Raw genomic sequence first — 19899 nt, 5'->3', positions numbered from 1 at the left:
ATCAGTGGCGCAGGGCCCATTTCTGGACCGCCTCCAGGGGCCCTGCCGAGAAGCGTCGCAGCCACAGCGTGGAGCACACCATCAGCACCGCGCAGACCGCGGCCCACAGTCCCACCACCCACCAGGGGCCCGTGTCACCGAGCCGTTCGGCGAGGCCGAGTCCGATGCCGTAGGAGACGAACGCGCACAGCACGTTCTGCAGGACATAGCCGGACAGGGCGGTTCGGCCCACGGACGTGAGTCCCGTCATCAGCGGGCCCGGGCGCCGTACCCGGTCCACCAGCGCGCCGATCAGCCCGATGTAGCCGAGGGCGAGGAGCGGGGCGGTGCCGTACCGGGCCAGCAGGAACAGGTCCGGGCCGGCCAGGGTCGCCGCCGCGTTGAGCGGCAGTCCGAGGCCCAGGCCCCACAGCAGGAGGCGGGAGCGCAGCCTCCGCGCCGTCTCGTCCGCGCCGAACGCGCCCGCCCGGAACAGCCGTACGCCCAGCAGGAAGAGGAAGACGAGGAGGAAGAAGGTCAGCACTGGTTCCATGCGGAGCGCGATCGCGTTCTCCAGGCGGAAGGCGATCTGGTCCGGGTAACCGCCGTGCGCGTAAAGGTCGACGACCTCTCGGGAGATGGTGCCGCCGTCCTCGGTACCGTCCAGGGCGAGGGCGGCCGTCAGCGGACCGATCACCGTCAGATGCAGCCCCGCCGCCCACCACATCACCCGTCGCTGCGCCCGCTCCGAGCGGGTCAGCAGCCAGGCGACGAGCAGCGCGGTGACCGCGTACCCCATCAGCACGTCCCACGCGAAGACCAGGACGAAGTGCAGCGTGCCCTCGCCGAAGAGGAACAGCGCCCGCCATCGGTAGCGGCCCGGCCACGGCTGTCCGCGCCGCTCAGCCGAGCGGTACTGGATGGCCAGCCCGACGCCGAACAGGATCGTCAGCAGCGACAGGAACTTGCCGTTCGCCAGCACGCTGAAGGTGCCTTCGACGGCTCCCGCGAGCGATCCGAACGACAGCTCGCCCGAACCGGACTCCAGGGCTCCCCACTCCCCGCCCGGACCGGTGAAGATCCATACGTTCGTCATGAGCGTGCCCAGGATCGCCGCTCCGCGCAGTACGTCGAGGAGGGGCAGTCGGCGTCCGGTGGACGAGGAATCCAGTGCCCGCGGGGCTCGCGCGTCCGTGTGCGTCATGGATTCATCGTCACGGCGGCAACGGCCCGAATCGTCGTGAGCGAAGTCGAACCTGCCCTACATCGAAGGATGCAGAGGACGCCTACTCGACCACGACCACAGTCGTACCTGTCTCCCCGAACGTCCACAGCGCCGCCCCGTCGGCCGCGTGCAACCGGACCCCGCCGGTCCGCTTGCCCTCGGCGGGCGGGGGCGAGGAGCCGTCCACGGCGTTGGAAAAGGCGATGGAGACACCGGACTTCGCGGCGAAGTAGATGATGTTCTCGATCTGCACGCCGTCCGAGCCCGTGGTGGCCATGTTGCGCGACGACACCGTGTAGGTGCCGGGGTCCGGGCTCACCGTGCCCGGCCAGACGGTGAAGGTACGGCGGGCCGCGTCGCTCGCGTCGACCAGCCAGACCCGCTTCTGGCCGAGGGAGTAGACGACCCGGCGTCCCGTGCCCGAGCCCTCCGGCACGGCGGCGGGTGCGGTGGACTTCGACGGGGCGGGGCTCGCCCCCGCCGACGCGGACGAGCTCGGGCGGGCCGCCGTCGCTGTCGGGTGCGGCCCCTTGTCGGCCTGCACGGCGAGAACGGTGACGGCGGCTATCGCGCCCACCGTCAGACCGGTCACCCAGACCTTGGGAGCAGGCACGGGCACGCATCTCCTCAGCTACGGAACCCCTCCGGCGGGGGTCGGATCATCGTACCGACCCCCGCGGCGGGGTCCTTCTCAGTCCAGCACCGGCAACAACTCCGGCAGATGCCCGTCCGAGGCCGCCGCCGCCCGCTGCCGTTCCTCCGTCACCTCGCCGTACAGGGTCGTGCGGGGCTTCGCCGGACGGCCGGCCACCTCGGCGACGGCCACCAGGTCGCGTACCGACTTGTACGAGCCGTACGACGACCCCGCCATCCGCGAGATCGTCTCCTCCATCAGCGTGCCGCCGAGGTCGTTGGCGCCGGAGCGGAGCATCTCGGCCGCGCCCTCGGTGCCCAGCTTCACCCAGCTGGTCTGGATGTTGGGTATCCAGGGGTGCAGGAGGAGACGGGCCATCGCCGTCACCGCCCTGTTGTCGCGGATCGTCGGGCCGGGCCGCGCGATCCCCGCCAGGTACACCGGCGCGTTGGTGTGGATGAACGGCAGCGTCACGAACTCCGTGAAGCCGCCGGTGCGTTGCTGGATCCCGGCCAGTGTGCGCAGGTGGCCGAGCCAGTGGCGGGGCTGGTCGACATGGCCGTACATCATCGTCGACGACGACCTGATGCCGAGCTCGTGCGCGGTCGTGATCACCTCGATCCACGTCGCCGTCGGCAGCTTGCCCTTGGTCAGGACCCAGCGGACCTCGTCGTCGAGGATCTCGGCGGCGGTACCGGGGATGGAGTCCAGGCCGGCTTCCTTCGCCGCCGTCAGCCATTCCCTGATCGACATGCCGGTGCGGGTGGCGCCGTTCACGACCTCCATCGGGGAGAAGGCGTGCACATGCATGCCGGGGACGCGGGATTTCACGGACCGCGCGATGTCGAAGTACGCCGTTCCCGGCAGGTCCGGGTGGATGCCGCCCTGCATGCAGACCTCCACGGCGCCCAGGTCCCAGGCCTGTTGGGCGCGGTCGGCGACCTGGTCCAGGGAGAGCGTGTAGGCGTCGGCGTCGGTCCTGCGTTGCGCGAAGGCGCAGAAGCGGCAGCCCGTGTAGCAGACGTTGGTGAAGTTGATGTTCCGCGTGACGATGTACGTGACGTCGTCGCCGACCACCGACTTGCGCACGTCGTCGGCGATGCGGGTGAGCGCGTCCAGCGCCGGGCCGTCCGCGTGGAGCAGCGCCAGCGCCTCGTCGTCGGTCAGCCGGGTCGGGTCGTCGGCCGCGACCCGCAGCGCCTGGCGTACGTCGGTGTCGATGCGCTCCGGCGCCATGCCGGGCGCGGCGGCCTCGCGCAGGGCGCCCCAGTCGCCGTACACCTCGTCGAAGTCGTCGCGGCGGTCGGACGTACGGCCCTCGGTGTCGATGGTGGTGTGCAGATCCGTACGGCCGGAGGCGACGAAGGCCTCCTCGGGCTCCTGCCACGGGTGACCCTCGACCACCGCGTCCGCACGCGCCAGGCCCGTCTCCGGGTCGGCGAGCGCCCGGACGTGCGGGAGCAGCCGCGGGTCCAGCCAGGGCTCGCCGCGCTGCACGAACTCCGGGTAGACGCACAGCCGTTCACGCAGCTCGAAGCCGGCCGCCGCCGACCGCTCGGCCAGTTCCTCGATCTGCGGCCAGGGGCGCTCGGGGTTGACGTGGTCGATGGTCAGCGGGGAGACCCCGCCCCAGTCGTCGATGCCGGCCCGGATCAGCCGCTCGTACTCGCTGTCGACCAGGTTGGGCGGGGCCTGGAGGCAGGCGCTCGGCCCCATGATGTGCCGGGCGACGGCCACCGTGGCCACCAGCTCGTCGAGTTCGGCGTCCGGCATGCCGCGCATCGCGGTGTCCGGCTTGGCGCGGAAGTTCTGGATGATCAGTTCCTGGACGCCGTGGTAGGCCCGGGAGATCTTGCGGAGCGCGAAGAGGGACTCGGCCCGCTCCTCGTACGTCTCGCCGATGCCGATCAGGATCCCGGACGTGAAGGGGACGGAGGAACGCCCCGCGTCCTCCAGTACCCGCAGCCGTACGGCGGGCTCCTTGTCCGGGGAGCCGTAGTGCGGGCCACCCGGCTCCGACCACAGGCGGGTCGCGGTGGTCTCCAGCATCATGCCCATCGACGGGGCGACGGGCTTGAGCCGCTGGAAGTCGGTCCAGGTCATGACGCCCGGGTTGAGGTGGGGCAGCAGCCCCGTCTCCTCCAGGATGCGGATGGAGATGGCGCGGACGTAGGCGATGGTGTCGTCGTACCCGTGCGCGTCGAGCCACTCCCTGGCCTCCGGCCACCGGTCCTCCGGCTTGTCGCCGAGGGTGATGAGGGCTTCCTTGCAGCCGAGGGCCGCGCCCTTGCGGGCGATGTCGAGGACCTCGTCCGGCGACATGAACATCCCGTGCCCGGCGCGGCGCAGCTTGCCCGGGACGGTGACGAAGGTGCAGTAGTGGCACTTGTCCCGGCACAGCCGGGTCAGGGGGATGAAGACGCTCTTCGAGTACGTGATGACGCCGGGCCGGCCGGCCGTTTCGAGGCCCGCGTCGCGCACCCGGCCGGCCGACGCGACGAGGTCGTCGAGGGCCTCGCCGCGGGCCTGGAGCAGCACGGCCGCCTCGGAGACGTCGAGGGCGACGCCGTCCCGGGCGCGTTTGAGGGCGCGACGCATGGAGTTCTCAGTCGGGCCGGTTCCGGGGGTCGCGGGAGTCGTCATTCTTCGAGCATACGGAGGGGCTCCGCCGGTTCAGCGGGGGCGGGTGGGGTCCCGGGGACTGCGGTGCGTTGCCGGTTGCGGGCTCGGTGTGGCTGGTCACGCCCACGCGGCGGAGCCGCGTATTGACACAGCCCCGCGCCCCTGGGGTGGGCGGCCTGCCGTCGGCTTACAAGTACTCGGCGTACCCGTCCAGTAGCCGCAGAACCTCCGCCTCCCCCGCCGGAGGCAACTGCACCACGACCTCCTCGATCCCCGCCTCCGCATAGTGCGCGAGCTTGCCGGGCTGGGATACACGGCGTACGGCACGACCTGAAGGGCGTTCGGATCGCGCCCGGCGTCGGCCCAGGCGGCCCGCAGCACAGGCAAGGTTTCGGACAATCCGCGACCGCCGATCGGCAGCCACCCGTCGGCGTACTCGCTGATGTGCGCGAACAGCTTCGGCCCGGCGGCTCCGCCGATGAGCGTGCGAGGCCCGACGACCTTCGGCGCGCGCGGCTTCTGTACCGGTTCGGGATAGGCGAAACTGGCCCGCACCGCACCGAACTCCCCCTCGTACGCGGTGGGTTCGTCCGCCCACAGCGCCCGCATCAGAGCCATCCGGTCCCGGACGAGCTCGCGGCGCGTGGCCCACTCGACGCCGTGATCGGCGGCTTCCTCCACGTTCCAGCCGAAGCCGAGGCCGAGGGTGAACCGCCCGCCGGAGAGGTGGTCCACGGTCGCGATCTGCTTGGCGAGGTCGATCGGGTCGTGCTGGGCGACCAGCGTGCTGTATCGATATGCGGCTCCGCCGCGCGGCGGTGCCGAGGCCCAGCCGTTCGGTGACGGCGGCGGCCTGGCCGAGGGCGACGAAGGGGTCGAGGGTGCGGCCGTACTCGGGCGGCAGGTCGCCGCCGGCCGGGTACGGGGTGACCCGCTCGACCGGGATATGGGTGTGCTCGGGCAGGTACAGCCCGGCGAACCCGCGCTGCTCCAGCTCACGGGCGAGCCGGGTCGGGGTGATGGCCTCGTCGGTGAGGAAGATCGTGACGGAGATGCGCATGACCGCATCTGTACCGCGCGACCGCCCGATGTCCATACCGACCAGTCGGCGCATATGCATCGTCTCCGGGGCGGACCGGAGCTTCGACAACTCCCGCTCGGCTGCCGATTGGCTGCCGATTCCCTTCCCTTGCACGGCAGTTCACGGCTGAATACGAGAGTTGCACGCACCACCACTGCACCACCCACGCCATGTCACTCACGACGACCTGGGGAGCAGCAGCATGTGCGAGGACCACCACGCGGGCCAGGCGGACCACACGGGCCTGGGAAGACGCGCGCTGTTCGTGACGGGCGCCGCCGCCGCGCTTACGTTGGGAAGCGTGACCTTCGCCAGAGGCGCCGACGACACCCAGGACGCGGAGACCCGCACGGTGCGGGGCACCCTGCCGCCCGGGTCCCCCGACTTCGTGTACGTACCGCTCGAAATCCCCTCCGGGGTACGGGAGATCAAGGTCTCCTACACCTACGAGAAACCGTCCGTCCCGGCCGGCACCCCGGGCAACGCCCTGGACATCGGCATCTTCGACTGGCGCGGCACGGAGCTGGGCGGGAAGGGCTTCCGGGGCTGGTCGGGGGGCGCCAGGACCGAGTTCTTCATCCGGGCGGACGAAGCGACGCCGGGGTACATCCCCGGGCCGGTCCGGGAGGGCACCTGGTCCATCGCCCTCGGCCCCTACACGGTGGCGCCGCAGGGCCTGCCATACGAGATCACCATCACGCTGACGTACGGCGAGCCCGGCGAGGCCGTCGAGCCGACATACCCGCCGGAGCGGGCGAAGGGCCGGGGCCGCGCCTGGTACCGGGGCGACTGCCACTTGCACTCCTGGTACTCCGACGGCCGCCGCACCCCGGCGGAGATCGCGGCGCTGGCGCGGGCGGCAGGCCTGGACTTCATCAACAGCTCGGAGCACAACACGCACTCCGCGCACGCGCACTGGGCGAACGTGGCGGGCGACGACCTGCTGGTGATGCTGGGCGAGGAGGTCACGACGCGCAACGGCCACGTGGTGGCGCTCGGCACCGAGCCGGGGACGTTCATCGACTGGCGTTACCGGGCGCGCGACAACCGCTTCGGCAAGTTCGCCCGCCAGATCCGCCGCTCCGGCGGCCTCGTCGTCCCCGCCCACCCGCACGCCACGTGCGTCGGCTGCAACTGGAAGTTCGGCTTCGGCGAGGCGGACGCGGTGGAGGTCTGGAACGGCCCCTACACGCCCGACGACGAGGTGACGCTGGCGGACTGGGACAGCATGCTGGTGGCGTCCGTGCGCTCGGGGTCCGGCGCCTGGATCCCGGCGATGGGCAACAGCGACGCCCACCGCGACCCCGACCCCGTCGGCAGCCCGCAGACGGTGGTCCTGGCGGACGACCTGACGCGGGAGGCGATCCAGGAGGGGATCAGGGCCGGGCGGTCGTACATCGCCGAGTCGAAGAACGTCTCACTGACCTTCGGCGTCTCGGGCCCGAAGGGCGAACACGCCGGCATCGGCGAACGCCTGAACGTCGACCGGAACTCACCGGTGACCGTACGCCTGGAGGCCACGGGCGCCCCCCGCTGCACGGTCCGCTTTGTCACCGACCAGGGCGTACTGTTCACCAGCCCGCCGCTGCCGGTGTCGGGGGCGGGGGTCGTGGAGTGGCGTACGACGCCGTCTTACGCGGCCTATGTGCGGGCGGAGTTGCGGCATGAGGCGGCGGTGGGGCCGTTGCCGGGGGCGTTGGCGGCGTTCACTAATCCGGTTTTCCTGGGGAGGTCGTAGCACCTGGTCCCGTACTTGGGCGGTTCAGCCGGACCGCCCGCCCTGCCCTTGCGGGCAGATCGTGTCCGGCAGCCCCTCGGGCAGCCCTCGGCGCTCGTCGGGGGTGATGTCGCGGCCCAGGGTGCGGCAGAGGTCACTCTTCCAGCGGGCGGGGTCGAGGCGGAGCAGGTCGACTTGCCCGTCTTTGCTCCGGACCAACGAGGTCCCCTCGTCGCCTAGCCCCAAGTACTGCTGAGGCATGTTCCCGAAGAAGATATTGCCCGAGGGGCCGAAGTCGTAGAACTCCACGTGGCCGGGATTCGCCGTGTCGTAGACGCGCACTGAGTTCGCGTTGGCGATGAGGAACGTATCGCCGTCGTTCACGAAGGTGGCCAGATACGGGATCGTCAGCGGCCCGAACGGCCCAGCCACCCGCTCTGGTGCCGACCCGGACTTTAGCGACCACAGCTCCACCAACCCGCCTAGCGTCTTCGCGAGTGCGTAGCGGCCGCTGGGGTCGAGGAAGGCCCGGTCGATGTCCCCGCCGAGTTCGACGCGCAGTCCTCTGTTCTCCTTGCCGGTCCCCAGATGGACAGCGTGCAGGATCGGATCACCCTGGACCATGATCTGCACATATCCCGGTTTGGGATGTGAGTTCACCCAGAAGCCGGAGTCTTCGGGTTGTTCCTCCGACGAGAACAGGGGCGGATTCTTCTCGGAGAGATGGAGGGCACGCACGTCGAAGGGCTCCGAGAGTCGACGGCCGTCGGGGGCGTTCCAGCTCTCGATCCAGCTGCCGGAGACCGTCACCAGCCTGTTGCCCGAGCCGAAGTCGACGCGCAGAGGCTCCCTTTCCCCGGACGTGTCGGCAGGGGGCATGCGGGTGGTGATCTCCGCTGTCTGGCGCAGCGACGGGAGCTCGCGCACGATTATCTTGTTCTCGCCGACGATGTCGGCCACCAGCGTGCCGGCCTCGTTGACCGCCAGTACTTCCGCCGGGTACAGAAAGGCGCCGAAGGGGCCGACGCCGCTTCCGGCCTCCTTGTCAGGCCGTTTCACCGAGGCCGTCGTACGCCCGGTTTCCAGGTCGACGAGTGCCAGCTCGTCGTCGATGATTCCTTCGGAACCGGATCGGCCCCGATGCATCACCATCGTGGTGCCGTTGAGCAGCTTCGGCGCGCCGAAGACGTAATTGTCCCAGTCCCTGCCGTTCTCGGTGCCCTCCTCCAGGGGCAGCCCCTTCATCGTGCGCACACCCCAGGTGGACACCACAGGACCCCGGGGGCTCTGGAGGAGACGGTCAAGCCGGGTATCGGGGCTGGGCCCCGCTACATTCCTCACGCTCTTGCCCCGCCCGTTGTCGACAAGGAACCAGTCGTCACCGTCATTTACGACGAAACGCTGCCCTGTCGCGTCCAGGGCGGCTTTCGAACAGCTGCCGTCCTCACTCTCGTAACGGCCCAGTACCTGTCCGTCCGCCACACGGACGGACCAGTAGGAGGAGGAGCCGTTGTCCGAATCACTCCGGCAGACGGCCAGCACTCGTCCGTCGCCGGACAGGGAGGGCAGGAATGAGGAGCTTGAGGAGCTTGTGTCGACCTCCTTCGCCAGTTCACGCGTCTTTCCGGTGCTGGCGGAGATGGACACCATGGAGGAGATGGAGGAATAGTCGTCCAGAAGGGCTTGGCGCTCGGCCACGACTGTGCCGCTGTCCGGCCCGAACCGCACCGTCTCCAGCTCGGGATCGTGCCCGGGCACCTCCCGGCTGCGTCCCGTCCTCAGGTCCCACAGCCGAATCCGTCCGTCCAGCAGCGTGGCCACCTGGTCGGCATCCGGGGACAGGTCTGCGGTGTCGGTGGGCTCCGAGCCGCTGCCCTTCGCGTCGGCGACGCCCGCGAAGTGCGCGTTGCTGAGGGGATGCGCCCGTCCGAGCACCTCCTTCGCGGCGGGACGCACGTCATGCCAGACCAAGCTGCCCGCCGCCGTCATGTACGCGATCCGCCGCCCGTCCCGGGCGACCATCGGCTGGAAGACCCGCCCAGGGGCCCGAAGCTGAGTGCGCGAGACCTGTCCCCCGGCCTCACGGACGAACAGCGTCGCCCGTCCGAGTTCGGTAGTCATCAGGGCCACCGTGCCGTCCACGCTGGTCGCCACATCGCCGACCGGGCCCTCCGCGCCGCTCATGACCCACTCGGCGTCCCGCAGTTCTTCGTACCTGCGCAGCAGCGCGCTACGGGCCTCCTGCGTCGGTGAGACGTCGTACGCGGCCATGGCCGTGAGCGCGGCGAGACCGACGTCCTGATCCACCTGGCTGTCCGAAAGGACGGCCAGGGCCCGCGAACGCGCCTCCGCGTCCCGCTCCTCGCTGACCCGGGACTGATAGACGAGGAAGGTCCCGAGCCCCACGATAAGCGCGAACACAGCCGCCACCGCAACCCACGCGGCGCGCACTCGTGCCCGGCGCGCCTTGTCCCGGCGCCGGGCGAGGTCGAGGAAGTGCTTCTCGTCGTTGGTCAGTTCGTCTTGGCGCTCACCCAGCCAGTCCTCGATGGCACGGAGCTGCAAACGACCTGGCAGCAGATGCGGCGAACGCTCCTTCTCCTCCCACCGCTCCCGGTCGTGGCTCAGTTCCGCCCGACCGACGAGGAACTTCCGATCGTCCACCGTCTGTTGCTTCAGCTCGGGCCAGGCGTCGATCAGAGCCTCGTGGGCCAGTTCGACGCTTTCCGGGCCCCCCTTGCTCCCGTGCAGGACCAGCAGCCGCTTCTTGGCGAACGACAGGGCGAACGGCCAGCCTTCCCCTGCTTCCTCCCGCGTGAGCCGACGGCGCAGCAGGGTCGTACTGCCCGGCAGCATGCGTACCAGGCCGGTGAGCAGCCGTCGTGCCGCGGCCTGGTCCTCCGCCGGTTTGGTGCCGACATGGACCTCCCATGCGGCCTTGGCATGCTGGGCGAGCGCGCCGGAGACGCCTCCCAGATCCCCGTATGCCTTCACCGTCAGCCGTCCGCGCTCCTGGAGGCGCCACAACTCGTTCAGGACGAAGCCCAGCAGCGGCAGAACGCCGGGCTCGCCGCCCGCGTCCTGCAGGATGCGCTGATCGAGGCCGGGGTCGTATCGGACGGTGGGGATCCCCTCGACCGGTTTGGTGATCACTTCGCGGAGCTGGTCCGGAGACATGGGTGTCAGAGGGACGATCCTGCCGCGTTTGAGGAAGGGGCCGAGACTCGGATGCTCCAGGAGCACGTGCATGACGTCCGCGCGCAGGGTCGCCAGAACCTTCAACGCGCGGCCTTCCGGGCCCTCGGGGGCGAGCAGCCGAACGATGTCGTCGATTTCGGTCGGGGTGCGGTCCAGGAGGGCCTCGGCCTGGTCGAGTACGACGAGGAGATCGTCCGGCGCCTGCCGTTCCCGCCCGCGGACATAGTGGTGGTACGTGCCCCAGAGACTGTGGGTGGCGAGCCGTTCCTCCACCTCGTCGGCGCCCCCGGGCCACGGAGCGCCGGGCTCCTCCGGTGCGGCCCGGACGGTCTTGTACAACGATGTCGCGAGCGCGGACACGGGAGAGGCGTTGCCTCCGGCGTTCACCACCAGCACCTCGTAGCCGTGCGCCCGCATTTTGGGCACTGCACCGGCCAGCGCAAGTGACGACTTTCCGCAGCCGGAGGGCCCGCAGAGGGTGACGGTCCGGTCATCGCCCTGCAGGAGCGCCACGACCTCCTTGATGTCCCCGTCCCGGCCGAAGAAGAGGGCGGTGTCCTTCTCCTGGAAGGTGTTCAGGCCACGAAACGGTGAGGGCGGGAGAAGCAAGGGCGCGAGATCCAGCTTTGATGCCTCGGGTAACTCGCGTAACTCGCGTATCAGTGTCCGGGTGCGGATCACGAACGTCTGCCGGGCTTCCCCCTCGCGCTCCGTCACGACGATGATCCCGACAGCCGCGCCCAAATCCTCGTCCCACACAGGGCTGCCGCTGAAGCCCCCTCTGACATGTGCCGTCTCGCCGTCGGCCCGCGCCAACTGCCACCAGCCCTTTACGGTGGCTCCGCTCAACCTCCCCTCAAACCAGTGCGTGCCGGCCTCCCCGCCGGTGAAACCCACGGCACGTGCGGTGTCCTTCCAGACGGTGTCGGGGTCCGCCATCGGCACTGGGCGTGTACCAGGGACGGCCTTTTGCAGCCGCAGGACGGCGATGTCTCCCGTCTGGTCGGATTCCCGCATGGGAATCCACTGCTCGACCACGGCGATACCCGACGGGGTCTTCCCGTCGTCGGTGAACGTCTCGGCCAGCGGGAAGTCGACGACGACCTCGGTCCCCACGGCGACTGTGTCCCCGAGTGCATCGGAGACCACGTGAGCGCACGTCAGCACCCGATCCTCGGTAACGAGGGCGCCCGCCCCACCGACTCTGCCGCTCGCTGCGCCCGTTCCCATGATCCGGACGACGGCCCTGGCCAGCGTCTCGTCCACACTTTGCGGCTCATCCGCCGATACCACCACCGCGACCTCCCCGTCCCCATCCCGTTCCCAGCAAGCCGGCAGTATCAACCGACCTCTGGAGTATTCCCGCCCGGTTCACTCGTGCCACTCCTGTTCCAGGTCAGACTCACGGAGAAGTTGGCCGATGTGGCGGTGCTCGCGATCACCACGTCCGCCTCGGCCGACAACGACACCCCGAACGCCAACGTGATCTCGTCCGGTGCGTTCGCCAGCCCCCGGAACCGCCCCACGAAGCTCTCCGCCACCGGTCGCACGGTGTCCAGCATCTGACCGAAGGACCGCTCCGCCCGCGCGATCGGGCTGCCGCCACGGCCGACCCTGACGAGAGCCGAGTCCACTTCACGGATCTGGACCCGGATGGTCTCGTCACTTCCGTCGCCCAGCGGCACCTCGACCGTGTGGACGGGGCGATCACTCATGGCATCCTCCAGCCTTTGGGCTGAAGATCCTAGCCAAGACAACTCCCGCAAAATGTAAGGGAGTTGAGGAGGTCCGAGCTTTGGGTCAGGCGAGCAGTGCGACCGCAGCTCAGTCCACTACCTGTGGATCACGAAAGTAGTAGACGACGGTCACACCCATCCCCGGAGTGTGCGTGTACACGACCGTGATCGCCTCGGCCGAGTCCCGCGCCAGGCGTGTCGTGTACGTGTACTCCACAGACGGAGGCCGCCAGCCGGGAATCTCGCGCCCCACCGCCGGATCGCGACCGATGGCCGTGAGTGCCTCCCGTACGACGTCCCGCTCCCCCTCCGTCAGGTCACCGAACGCCTTCCTGGCGGGTTCGGCCTCCTCCAACTGGACCTCGTTCACGTGCCGCCGCCTCCGGTCCGGGCATCCTCCAGGGCGGACATGATCTCGGGCGAGTTCCTGATCAGGACCCGGTGCCGGTAAGCCCGGACCACCGCCGCGGCACCCGCGAAATCATTGGTCGGCGAGGCTCCTATGGCCGCCGCCAGCTCCTCCTTCGAACCGCTCCCGGTCGCCCGGGAAGCCGTAGCGGCTGAGCGCACTGCGCAGGTCGTCCACGGTCCGGATCTCAGGGACGGGCATCGTTCCCCAGCCGCCGTGCTCGGGCTGTTCGCTCATGGTCCGCTCCTGGTGAAAGGGCATCGCTCCACCTCCCAGTATGGCGCCGCCCACGCCGGGCGAACATCGCGTTCCCACACCCAGGGCCCCGCTCACCACGCCGCCACCCCGCCTCCGCACTCGGCCCACAGCAGCTTGCCGCTCTTCGACGCGACCGACTCGCCGAGCACCGACGCGCCGCACGCGTCCGCGCAGCTGCGGACCAGGTGCAGTCCTCGGCCGTGCTCGTGTTCAGTGGGCGGCGGGGGCTGCGAGGTCGACTGGTCCGAGAAGCCGGGCGGGATGGTGGGGTCGGTGTCCCATACGGCCACACGGAGTCGGCCCGGTGCGGAAGAGCGGAGTCGGAGGGCGTATGGGCCGTCCGTGTGGCGGTGCGAGTTGGTGAGCAGCTCCGTCGCCAGAAGTTCTGCCGTCGGGGTGAGCTCGGGCATGCTGTGGGCGGCCAGAATCAGTCTGAGGGTGCCGCGTGCGATGCCCGGTGCGCGTGGATCGTGCGGGAGATGAAGGGTGTAGTTCCAGGACGGGGATACGGTGGCCATCGGAAGTCTCCTATCACTGAGGGGAGTTGGGGCGTTGCCTACGGTGCCTGGTGTCTCTGCCGTGGCGTCCCACGGTGCGCTGCCAGGCGGGGCGCCCGAACATGAAGGTAAGGGCTCAGCAAATGCCATTTGCGAGATCTGGAGATACTTGGGTCCAGCTTCACTCCTGTGAGTGACCTGCCCACGGAACGCGCGTTCAGGAGGAGTTCGCACATGCCCGCCAGACCCCCTCTGACGGCCCGCCGCCTCCGGCTCGCCGTGGAGCTACGCAAGATGCGCGAGCGCGCGGGCATGACGGCGACCGAGGCCGCGCGCACCCTCGGCACGAGCCAGGGTCAGCTCAGCAACGTGGAGTCGGGCCGGTTCGGGGTGAGCCCCGAGCGCATCCGGGCGCTGGCACACATCTACTCCTGCCCTGACCAGATGTTCATCGAGGCTCTGGTCAGCATGGCGACCGACAAGGCGTTCGGCTGGTGGGAGTCGTATCGGGAAGTTCTGCCGTCAGGGCTTCTCGACCTCGCCGAACTGGAGCACCACGCCACCGCCGTACGCACTGCGTACACCTCTCACATGCCGGGGCTGCTCCAGACTGCCGATCACGCGCGTGAGATCTTCCGGCACGTCATTCCCGCACCCACGCCACCCGAGATCGAGCATCGAGTCTCGCACCGGATCAAGCGGCAGGGCGTGCTGTACGGGGCGCATCCGACTCCGTACAGCACCGTCGTGCACGAAGCCGCCCTGCACATGCGAGTAGGCGGCCGGAATGTAGCGCGTGCGCAACTGCAACATCTGCTCGACATGGGGGAACTGGAACACATCACCATCCGCGTACTGCCCCTCGGCGTCGGCGCGTTCCCCGGTTCCGGTCAGTCCATCAACTACCTGCGCGGCCCCGTGCCGCAGCTCGACACCGCCCAACTCGACCAGTTCCACGGCCCGGCCCTCCTCGATGCCGAGGCACTCCTGGAGAAGTACCGGAATCTTCTCGACATCGTGGAAGCCACCGCCCTCAGCCCTGAGAAGTCCCGCGACCTGATCCACGCCCTCGCCCAGGACCTGTGAAGGAGCCGACATGTCCCCGCACCGCTGGCAGAAGTCGTCCTACTGCCAGGAAGGCGACGCCTGCGTCCACATATCCGCCGCCGGCCCTGACACAATCCGCCTCACCGAAAGCGCCGACCCCGCCCAAGCCGTCCTCACCACCACCCCCGCCACCTTCGACACCCTCCTCAACGCCCTGAAGTCCCCCCGCACATGACCCTCACCACCGGCCCGGCCTCCCACGACCCCGCCGTGGACTTCCCGGAGTTGGCGCCCCACGCCCGGACCACCGTCCGACTGCACCCCCGCCGAGGTAGGCCCGGACCCCGCGACAGCCACATCGGCGGCCCCCTGTGGTGGCCGACCGCCGAGCCATGGCCGTACTGCGCGGAGCACAGGGACGTGAACGGCCGGCAGCAGGGCCCCCTACCCGCTGGTCGCCGAGGCGCAGCTGACGGCGGTGGACTTCCCGGAGATCCGGTTCCCGGAGGGCACGGACCTGGTGCAGCTGCTGTGGTGCCCGGAGTGGCACGACCAGCCGCACCCGGAGGGGTGAGGACAGGCGTGCCGGCTCGTCTGGCGGCGAACCGACGATGTCACCGAGCCGCTCGCCGCGCAGCCGGATCCCGAGGAGCACTGGGACCTGGAGTTCGACATGATCCCGAGGGTGTGTGTGCTGCGTCCGGAACGGCTCACGGAGTACCCCTGGCGGGACGAACTCCCGGCCGCTCTCGCCGATCGCCACGAGGTCTGGCTCGAAGAGCGGGGCCTGGTCGACGACGTGTCGACCATCCCGGGCTACAAGCTGGGCGGCAGCATGAGATGGGGCGTGACGGATATGCCGGGGACGATGGAGTGCGACGAGTGCCGGGCGCCGCTGGAGTTGTTCCTGCAGTTCGACACGTACGAGTACGAGCTGGGCCAGGGGGACGGCGAGCCGGGCCGGTTCCAGCCGCTGGAGGAGCGTGGTCTGGAGCCGAGGAGCGAGGAGGCGTCCGCGGCGCGCGAGCCGGTCGGTATGACCGTCGGTCGGGGCGGGCACGCGGGGCTGTACGTCTGCTCGGCGGACCCCCGTCATCCCGCGAAGCACTTCACGCGGTGACCCCGTCCGGCCGGGCCCCGGTCCCGGTCCTTGTCGCCGGGCCGGTCAGGACCCGCCGTCGCCCGCCCTGCGGCGTCGTACCGCGTAAACCGTGCCCCCGCCCACCGCGACGGCCGCCCCACCCGCGAGGGTGAGCAGCGGGAGTGCGGAGGAAGGGCCGGTGTCGGCGAGGTCGTCGGTTGGGGGTGTGGAGGCGTTTCCGTTTGCCGTGTGCGAGCCGGCCTCGTGGATGCCGAAGCCTTCCCAGTCGCGTGACCAGGTGCACTCGCCGTTGTCGTCCAGGCGTCTGGCGTAGGCCGTGACGTCGCCTTCCCCCTTGCCCTCGTCCTTCGGAAGCCCCGAGTTCCCCAGGGGTACTCCCCTGTTGACGCGCAGGCGGAGCTGGAACGTCAGCGTCTCGCGAGGGGCAATGTCCGTCGTGGTGAGGACGCCCTCGTAGTCGTCCGGGAAGGGGATGTCCACCCAGGCCCGGGACTTCGGATCCTGGCGCTGAAGGTCGACGTACTCCGGGCTTTCGGTGGGCATGTCGGGCCTTCTGTCGTACGCCACCTTGGTGAGGGTGATTTCGACGTCCTCGACGGCCGTGTCCCTGAGGTTCAGGACCTTGAGGGTGAGGCCGTGCCAACCGCTGCCTACGGCGATGGCTCCGGGCAGACCGTCAAGCGTCGTCCGCAGGCGCGGGTCCTCTTGGTCGCTGTAGCAGTCCCACGGGTTGATGGAGGACGGGGACGGGGACGCCGTGGCCGGGAGCCAGGGCGTCGGAAAGTCGGTGGCGTGCGCTGCCGTGCCGGTCAGCAGTGCCGCCGGGAGCAACGCGGCGGCGGCCAGCAGAGCCTGACGGGGTCTCATGTGATCAACCTCGGATACGGGGACCTTGGGCACCTGTGTGACCGTTGTGATCAGGCGCCAGTTGCCGCGGCCCACCATCTCGTCACCGGATGTTCCCCTGGGCGTGACTGTCCCCTCTCAGGCCACCGGCCCGTCCCCCAGGTCCGCGACCACCGCCGCGTGGTCCGACGGCCAGACCCCGTCGACCGGGCCGTCGCCCGCACGCCGTACGCCCCGTACATGGCCCAGTCCCCCCGTCCCGGGCGGCCCCACGTGGATGTAGTCGATGCGCACGCTCGGCTCCAGGCCCGCCGCGACGTACGGGTTCTCGCGGTCCCAGGTGACGGAGGGCGCGGCCGGGTCGGCGTACTGCCACGCGTCGAAGAAGACCTGGCCGGGTACGAGCGGCGCGGTCCGGTAGCCGCCGAAGAGGCGGATCTCGTCGGAGTCGGGCCAGGCGCTGAAGTCGCCGGTGACGACGGTGGGAAAGGGCGTGTCGCCCCGGTTCTCGGCGATGAACTCGGCGAGCGCGGTGACCTGGCGGCAGCGTACGGCCGAGGCGTGCAGGGCGGAGGTGAGGTGGGTGGTGAAGAAGGGGATGTCGTAGGAGGGGGTGACCAGGCGGGTGTATAGGGCGAGGCGGCCGTCGTCGACGTCGGAGGGGGCGGGTAGGCGCAGGGTGCGCCGGTCGGCGACCGGCCAGCGGCTCAGTACGGCGTTCCCGATGTCCACCGTGGGGTCGCCGATCCGCCGGCGCCAGCGCTCGGGGGCGGGCGAGGGGGCCCAGGCCCAGTGCATGCCGAGTTCGCCGGCCAGCCACTCGGCCTGGTTCTCGCCGTCGGCGGCCCACACCTCCTGCAGGCCGACGACGTCGGGGCGCAGTTCGCGCAGCGCGGCGAGGATCGCCTTCTGGCGGTCCTCCCAGGGCCCGAAGCGCCACCACAGGTTCCAGGTCACGACCCGCATTCCGCAGCCACCTGCTCTCGTCATGCCGCGTCGGGGACCATTGAAGCAACAGTTCGACCGTCGCGCCGTGACACCCAGCAGGAGACAGGAGACTCACAGACGATGTCCCGCCTCGCCGACCTCAGGTTCCGCGCCGCCACCGCCTTCCAGCGCCACGTCGGCAATCCGGTGCTGCGCCGCCTCCCCCTCCAGACGGTCCTGGAGACCACGGGCCGGGTCTCCGGCCTGCCCCGGCAGACACCGGTGGGCGGCCGCCGGGTCGGTGACTCCTTCTGGCTGGTCTCGGAGTTCGGTGACAAGTCGCAGTACATCCGCAACATCAAGGCGGATCCGCGGGTGCGGGTGCGGATCAGGGGGCGCTGGCACACCGGCACGGCCCACCTGCTGCCCGACGACGACCCGATCGCCCGCCTGCGCGGCCTGCCGCGCTTCAACAGCGCGGGCGTGAGGGCCTTCGGGACGAACCTGCTGACGGTGCGCGTGGACCTGGAGGACTGACGGTCCGACGGGCCTGATCAGGGCCGCACGTCGGGACCCGTCCCACGGCCGGCCCGCTAGAACCGCCACATGGAACACACCACGAAGACGAAGGGGGGAGCGACCAGGCGCGCAGCCGCTCGCTCCCGCAAAGCAGCCATGGGCGCGGTCGCTCTCGCTCTGACCGTGACCGGTGTCGCAGCCCATTCGGCGGCGGCAGCGGACACCCGGGCCATCTCCTATCCCTCGCGCCTGAAGAAGTGCGCCGACCTCGACTGCAAGGTCCAGGTCAAGAAGGGCGAAGGGTTCAGGGCTCACCGCTTCTGGATCGAACGCGTCACCTTCCCGCAGATCAGCAAGAACAACATCCAGATCAAGGCCTACGGCGACGGCACGGAAATGGGCTGCGGAGGCACCCCGCCGCTGCACTGCACCATCAACGGCGTCGACTTCACGGTCAAGGACGTCCGCGGCAACACCGCCCGGACAGTCCGGATCCACCCGTAGACGACCCCAGAGCGCAGGGTGCCGACGAGCGCTACCGCGCGAGCCGGCATCCTGCCTGTGCGCGGGCGCGAGCGAACGCCACCCCGACCACCGTCACCCCGGCCACACGATCGCCTGCACCTCGCTGTACGCGTGCAGTGCGTACGACCCGACGTCCCGGCCCACCCCACTCTTCTTGAAGCCCCCGAACGGCGCCTCCATGTTGCGGCCGACGGTGTTGATCCCGACCCCGCCGGCCCGCAGCCGCCGCGCGACCCGGAAAGCGCGGGCGACATCACCGGACCAGACGTAGTCGATCAGCCCGTAGTCGGTGTCGTTGGCGAGGGCGATCCCTTCTTCCTCCTCGTCGAAGGGGATGACCGACACGACCGGTCCGAAGATCTCCTCCCGGGCGACCCGCATGTCGTTGGAGCAGTCCGCGAGAAGCGTCGGCGCGACGTAGAAACCCCGCTCGTACGGCGGCCGTTCGCCTCCCGTCACCACCACCGCGCCCTCTTTCCGCCCCGTCTCCACGTACGCCTCCACCCGGTCCCGGTGCTCCGCCGAGATCACCGGCCCGACGATCGTGGACGCCTCACGCGGATCCCCGACCTTCAACCGACCGGCATACACGGCCAGTTGCTCGACCAGCCGGTCGTACACGCCCCGCTGGGCCAGCACCCGCGTCGGCGCCGTGCAGATCTGCCCGCTGTAGAAGGAGAACGTCGTCCCGATCCCGGCCACCGCCGAACCGAGGTCCGCGTCGTCGAAGACGACCGCCGCGCCCTTCCCGCCGAGCTCCATCAACTGGCGTTTCATGTCCCGCCCGCACACCTCGGCGATGCGCTGCCCGACCGCCGTGGAGCCGGTGAAGCTCACCATGTCGACGTCCGGGGACGACACGGCCGCCTCACCGACCTCCACGGCCCGCCCGGAGACGACGTTCACGACACCCGCCGGCACCCCGGCCGCCTCCAGCGCCTCCGCCATCCGGTAGACGGAGAGCGGATCCTGCGGCGCCGGTTTCACGACGACCGTGTTGCCCATGGCCAGCGCGGGGGCGATCTTGCCGGCCGGGTTGGCCCACGGGTTGTTGTACGAGGTGATGCAGGTGACCACCCCGACGGGCTGGCGGACGGCCAGCGCGCCCAGCACACCAGCCTTCCCCTCCCCCACTGCCTTGAAGGCGTGGGAGGTACCCCCATGCCCGGCCTCGTTGATCTGCGGCGGGATGGCCCACTCGGCGGGCTCCACGCGCGCGTACCGCCGGAAACGGGCCGCCCCGACACCGACCTGCATGCCCCGGGCCGTCCCCGTGGTCGCGCCGGTCTCGGCCTGCGCCAGTTCGGCGTACGGCACGAGGTGGCCGCGGATGATGTCCGCGGCCCGCGCCAGCACGGCCGCCCGCTCCTGAGGCGTCGTCCGCGACCACGGCCCGAAGGCCTCGCGGGCCGCGGCACAAGCCGCGTGCACCTGATCCCGCGAGGCCTCCGGAGCCCACCCGACGGTCTCCTCGGACGCCGGGTCGACGACGGCGTAGTACCCGCCCTCCGGCTCGACCCACGCCCCGCCCACGAACAACCGCTGCCGACCAGGACCATCAAGACCATCAGGACCTC

The 19899-nt window shown here is 70.1% G+C and carries 17 protein-coding genes and 1 pseudogene; 6 read left to right on the top strand and 12 right to left on the bottom strand.

Translation table 11 applies throughout. From position 1 onward, the window contains the following. Nucleotide 1: 1 nt before the first annotated feature. From QQM39_RS25645 to QQM39_RS25630, 4 genes and pseudogenes are all read right to left on the bottom strand, one after another. A complete protein-coding gene (locus tag QQM39_RS25645; protein ID WP_301999883.1) occupies nucleotides 2–1183 on the bottom strand; it encodes a DUF418 domain-containing protein in 1182 nt (393 codons plus the stop codon). 82 nt (nucleotides 1184–1265) lie between these two features. Next, nucleotides 1266–1817, bottom strand: a complete 552-nt coding sequence (locus QQM39_RS25640; RefSeq protein WP_301999882.1) for a hypothetical protein — start codon at nucleotides 1815–1817, stop codon at nucleotides 1266–1268. 78 nt (nucleotides 1818–1895) lie between these two features. Then, the gene (locus tag QQM39_RS25635) at nucleotides 1896–4481 is read right to left on the bottom strand and encodes a bifunctional FO biosynthesis protein CofGH (protein WP_301999881.1); all 2586 of its coding nucleotides are present in this window, start codon (nucleotides 4479–4481) and stop codon (nucleotides 1896–1898) included. Nucleotides 4482–4647: 166 nt separating this feature from the next. After that, nucleotides 4648–5520, bottom strand: a pseudogene (locus QQM39_RS25630) (TIGR03619 family F420-dependent LLM class oxidoreductase). Between the two features lie 223 nt (nucleotides 5521–5743). Here QQM39_RS25630 and QQM39_RS25625 point away from each other — a divergent pair. Beyond that, nucleotides 5744–7279: a CehA/McbA family metallohydrolase gene (locus QQM39_RS25625; protein WP_301999880.1), complete on the top strand. Its 1536-nt coding sequence runs from the start codon at nucleotides 5744–5746 to the stop codon at nucleotides 7277–7279. A gap of 24 nt (nucleotides 7280–7303) precedes the next feature. On the opposite strand, the gene QQM39_RS25620 is transcribed toward QQM39_RS25625, so the two are convergent. The 5 genes from QQM39_RS25620 to QQM39_RS25600 form a co-directional block, all read right to left on the bottom strand. After that, a complete protein-coding gene (locus QQM39_RS25620) occupies nucleotides 7304–11722 on the bottom strand; it encodes a trypsin-like peptidase domain-containing protein (RefSeq protein WP_301999879.1) in 4419 nt (1472 codons plus the stop codon). 74 nt (nucleotides 11723–11796) lie between these two features. Continuing rightward, a complete protein-coding gene (locus QQM39_RS25615) occupies nucleotides 11797–12171 on the bottom strand; it encodes a CU044_2847 family protein (RefSeq protein ID WP_301999878.1) in 375 nt (124 codons plus the stop codon). Between the two features lie 109 nt (nucleotides 12172–12280). Beyond that, nucleotides 12281–12562: a hypothetical protein gene (locus QQM39_RS25610; RefSeq protein WP_301999877.1), complete on the bottom strand. Its 282-nt coding sequence runs from the start codon at nucleotides 12560–12562 to the stop codon at nucleotides 12281–12283. 111 nt (nucleotides 12563–12673) lie between these two features. After that, the gene (locus QQM39_RS25605) at nucleotides 12674–12838 is read right to left on the bottom strand and encodes a hypothetical protein (protein ID WP_301999876.1); all 165 of its coding nucleotides are present in this window, start codon (nucleotides 12836–12838) and stop codon (nucleotides 12674–12676) included. A 92-nt stretch (nucleotides 12839–12930) separates the two neighbouring features. Then, on the bottom strand, nucleotides 12931–13377 hold the full coding sequence (locus QQM39_RS25600; RefSeq protein ID WP_301999875.1) for an ATP-binding protein: 447 nt from the start codon (nucleotides 13375–13377) through the stop codon (nucleotides 12931–12933). A 213-nt stretch (nucleotides 13378–13590) separates the two neighbouring features. Between QQM39_RS25600 and QQM39_RS25595 the strand changes: the two genes are divergently transcribed. The 3 genes from QQM39_RS25595 (at nucleotide 13591) to QQM39_RS25585 (ending at nucleotide 15523) form a co-directional block, all read left to right on the top strand. Then, complete coding sequence (locus tag QQM39_RS25595; RefSeq protein ID WP_301999874.1) at nucleotides 13591–14442, top strand: helix-turn-helix transcriptional regulator; 852 nt, start codon at nucleotides 13591–13593, stop codon at nucleotides 14440–14442. A 10-nt stretch (nucleotides 14443–14452) separates the two neighbouring features. Further along, on the top strand, nucleotides 14453–14638 hold the full coding sequence (locus QQM39_RS25590) for a DUF397 domain-containing protein (RefSeq protein WP_301999873.1): 186 nt from the start codon (nucleotides 14453–14455) through the stop codon (nucleotides 14636–14638). A gap of 438 nt (nucleotides 14639–15076) precedes the next feature. Beyond that, nucleotides 15077–15523, top strand: coding sequence for a hypothetical protein (locus QQM39_RS25585; protein WP_301999872.1), 447 nt, complete (start codon nucleotides 15077–15079; stop codon nucleotides 15521–15523). Between the two features lie 45 nt (nucleotides 15524–15568). Here QQM39_RS25585 and QQM39_RS25580 read toward each other — a convergent pair whose 3' ends face one another. After that, nucleotides 15569–16372, bottom strand: coding sequence for an LPXTG cell wall anchor domain-containing protein (locus QQM39_RS25580; RefSeq protein ID WP_301999871.1), 804 nt, complete (start codon nucleotides 16370–16372; stop codon nucleotides 15569–15571). A 117-nt stretch (nucleotides 16373–16489) separates the two neighbouring features. Then, the gene (locus QQM39_RS25575; protein ID WP_301999870.1) at nucleotides 16490–17317 is read right to left on the bottom strand and encodes an endonuclease/exonuclease/phosphatase family protein; all 828 of its coding nucleotides are present in this window, start codon (nucleotides 17315–17317) and stop codon (nucleotides 16490–16492) included. 102 nt (nucleotides 17318–17419) lie between these two features. Here QQM39_RS25575 and QQM39_RS25570 point away from each other — a divergent pair, with 102 nt between their 5' ends. Next, a complete protein-coding gene (locus tag QQM39_RS25570; protein WP_301999869.1) occupies nucleotides 17420–17815 on the top strand; it encodes a nitroreductase family deazaflavin-dependent oxidoreductase in 396 nt (131 codons plus the stop codon). A 69-nt stretch (nucleotides 17816–17884) separates the two neighbouring features. Further along, complete coding sequence (locus tag QQM39_RS25565; protein ID WP_301999868.1) at nucleotides 17885–18301, top strand: hypothetical protein; 417 nt, start codon at nucleotides 17885–17887, stop codon at nucleotides 18299–18301. A 93-nt stretch (nucleotides 18302–18394) separates the two neighbouring features. On the opposite strand, the gene QQM39_RS25560 is transcribed toward QQM39_RS25565, so the two are convergent. Continuing rightward, nucleotides 18395–19861 carry an aldehyde dehydrogenase family protein gene (locus tag QQM39_RS25560; RefSeq protein WP_302003724.1) on the bottom strand — a complete coding sequence of 489 codons (1467 nt, stop codon included), beginning with the start codon at nucleotides 19859–19861 and terminating at the stop codon, nucleotides 18395–18397. Between the last annotated feature and the right edge of the window lie 38 nt (nucleotides 19862–19899).

Origin of the sequence: Streptomyces sp. DT2A-34, assembly GCF_030499515.1 — a bacterium.
Classification (GTDB): domain Bacteria; phylum Actinomycetota; class Actinomycetes; order Streptomycetales; family Streptomycetaceae; genus Streptomyces.
The sequence above is the reverse complement of the archived record's forward strand: the minus strand, read 5'-3'. Positions and strand labels throughout refer to the sequence as shown.

Bases quoted from the DNA above. Each gene is read 5' to 3' on its own strand.
- QQM39_RS25645 (WP_301999883.1), bottom strand. From the start codon at position 1,183: ATGACGCACACGGACGCGCGAGCCCCGCGGGCACTGGATTCCTCGTCC.
- QQM39_RS25635 (WP_301999881.1), bottom strand. From the start codon at position 4,481: ATGACGACTCCCGCGACCCCCGGAACCGGCCCGACTGAGAACTCCATG.
- QQM39_RS25625 (WP_301999880.1), top strand. From the start codon at position 5,744: ATGTGCGAGGACCACCACGCGGGCCAGGCGGACCACACGGGCCTGGGA.
- QQM39_RS25615 (WP_301999878.1), bottom strand. From the start codon at position 12,171: ATGAGTGATCGCCCCGTCCACACGGTCGAGGTGCCGCTGGGCGACGGA.
- QQM39_RS25605 (WP_301999876.1), bottom strand. From the start codon at position 12,838: ATGAGCGAACAGCCCGAGCACGGCGGCTGGGGAACGATGCCCGTCCCT.
- QQM39_RS25600 (WP_301999875.1), bottom strand. From the start codon at position 13,377: ATGGCCACCGTATCCCCGTCCTGGAACTACACCCTTCATCTCCCGCAC.
- QQM39_RS25595 (WP_301999874.1), top strand. From the start codon at position 13,591: ATGCCCGCCAGACCCCCTCTGACGGCCCGCCGCCTCCGGCTCGCCGTG.
- QQM39_RS25590 (WP_301999873.1), top strand. From the start codon at position 14,453: ATGTCCCCGCACCGCTGGCAGAAGTCGTCCTACTGCCAGGAAGGCGAC.
- QQM39_RS25585 (WP_301999872.1), top strand. From the start codon at position 15,077: ATGATCCCGAGGGTGTGTGTGCTGCGTCCGGAACGGCTCACGGAGTAC.
- QQM39_RS25580 (WP_301999871.1), bottom strand. From the start codon at position 16,372: ATGAGACCCCGTCAGGCTCTGCTGGCCGCCGCCGCGTTGCTCCCGGCG.
- QQM39_RS25575 (WP_301999870.1), bottom strand. From the start codon at position 17,317: ATGCGGGTCGTGACCTGGAACCTGTGGTGGCGCTTCGGGCCCTGGGAG.
- QQM39_RS25570 (WP_301999869.1), top strand. From the start codon at position 17,420: ATGTCCCGCCTCGCCGACCTCAGGTTCCGCGCCGCCACCGCCTTCCAG.
- QQM39_RS25565 (WP_301999868.1), top strand. From the start codon at position 17,885: ATGGAACACACCACGAAGACGAAGGGGGGAGCGACCAGGCGCGCAGCC.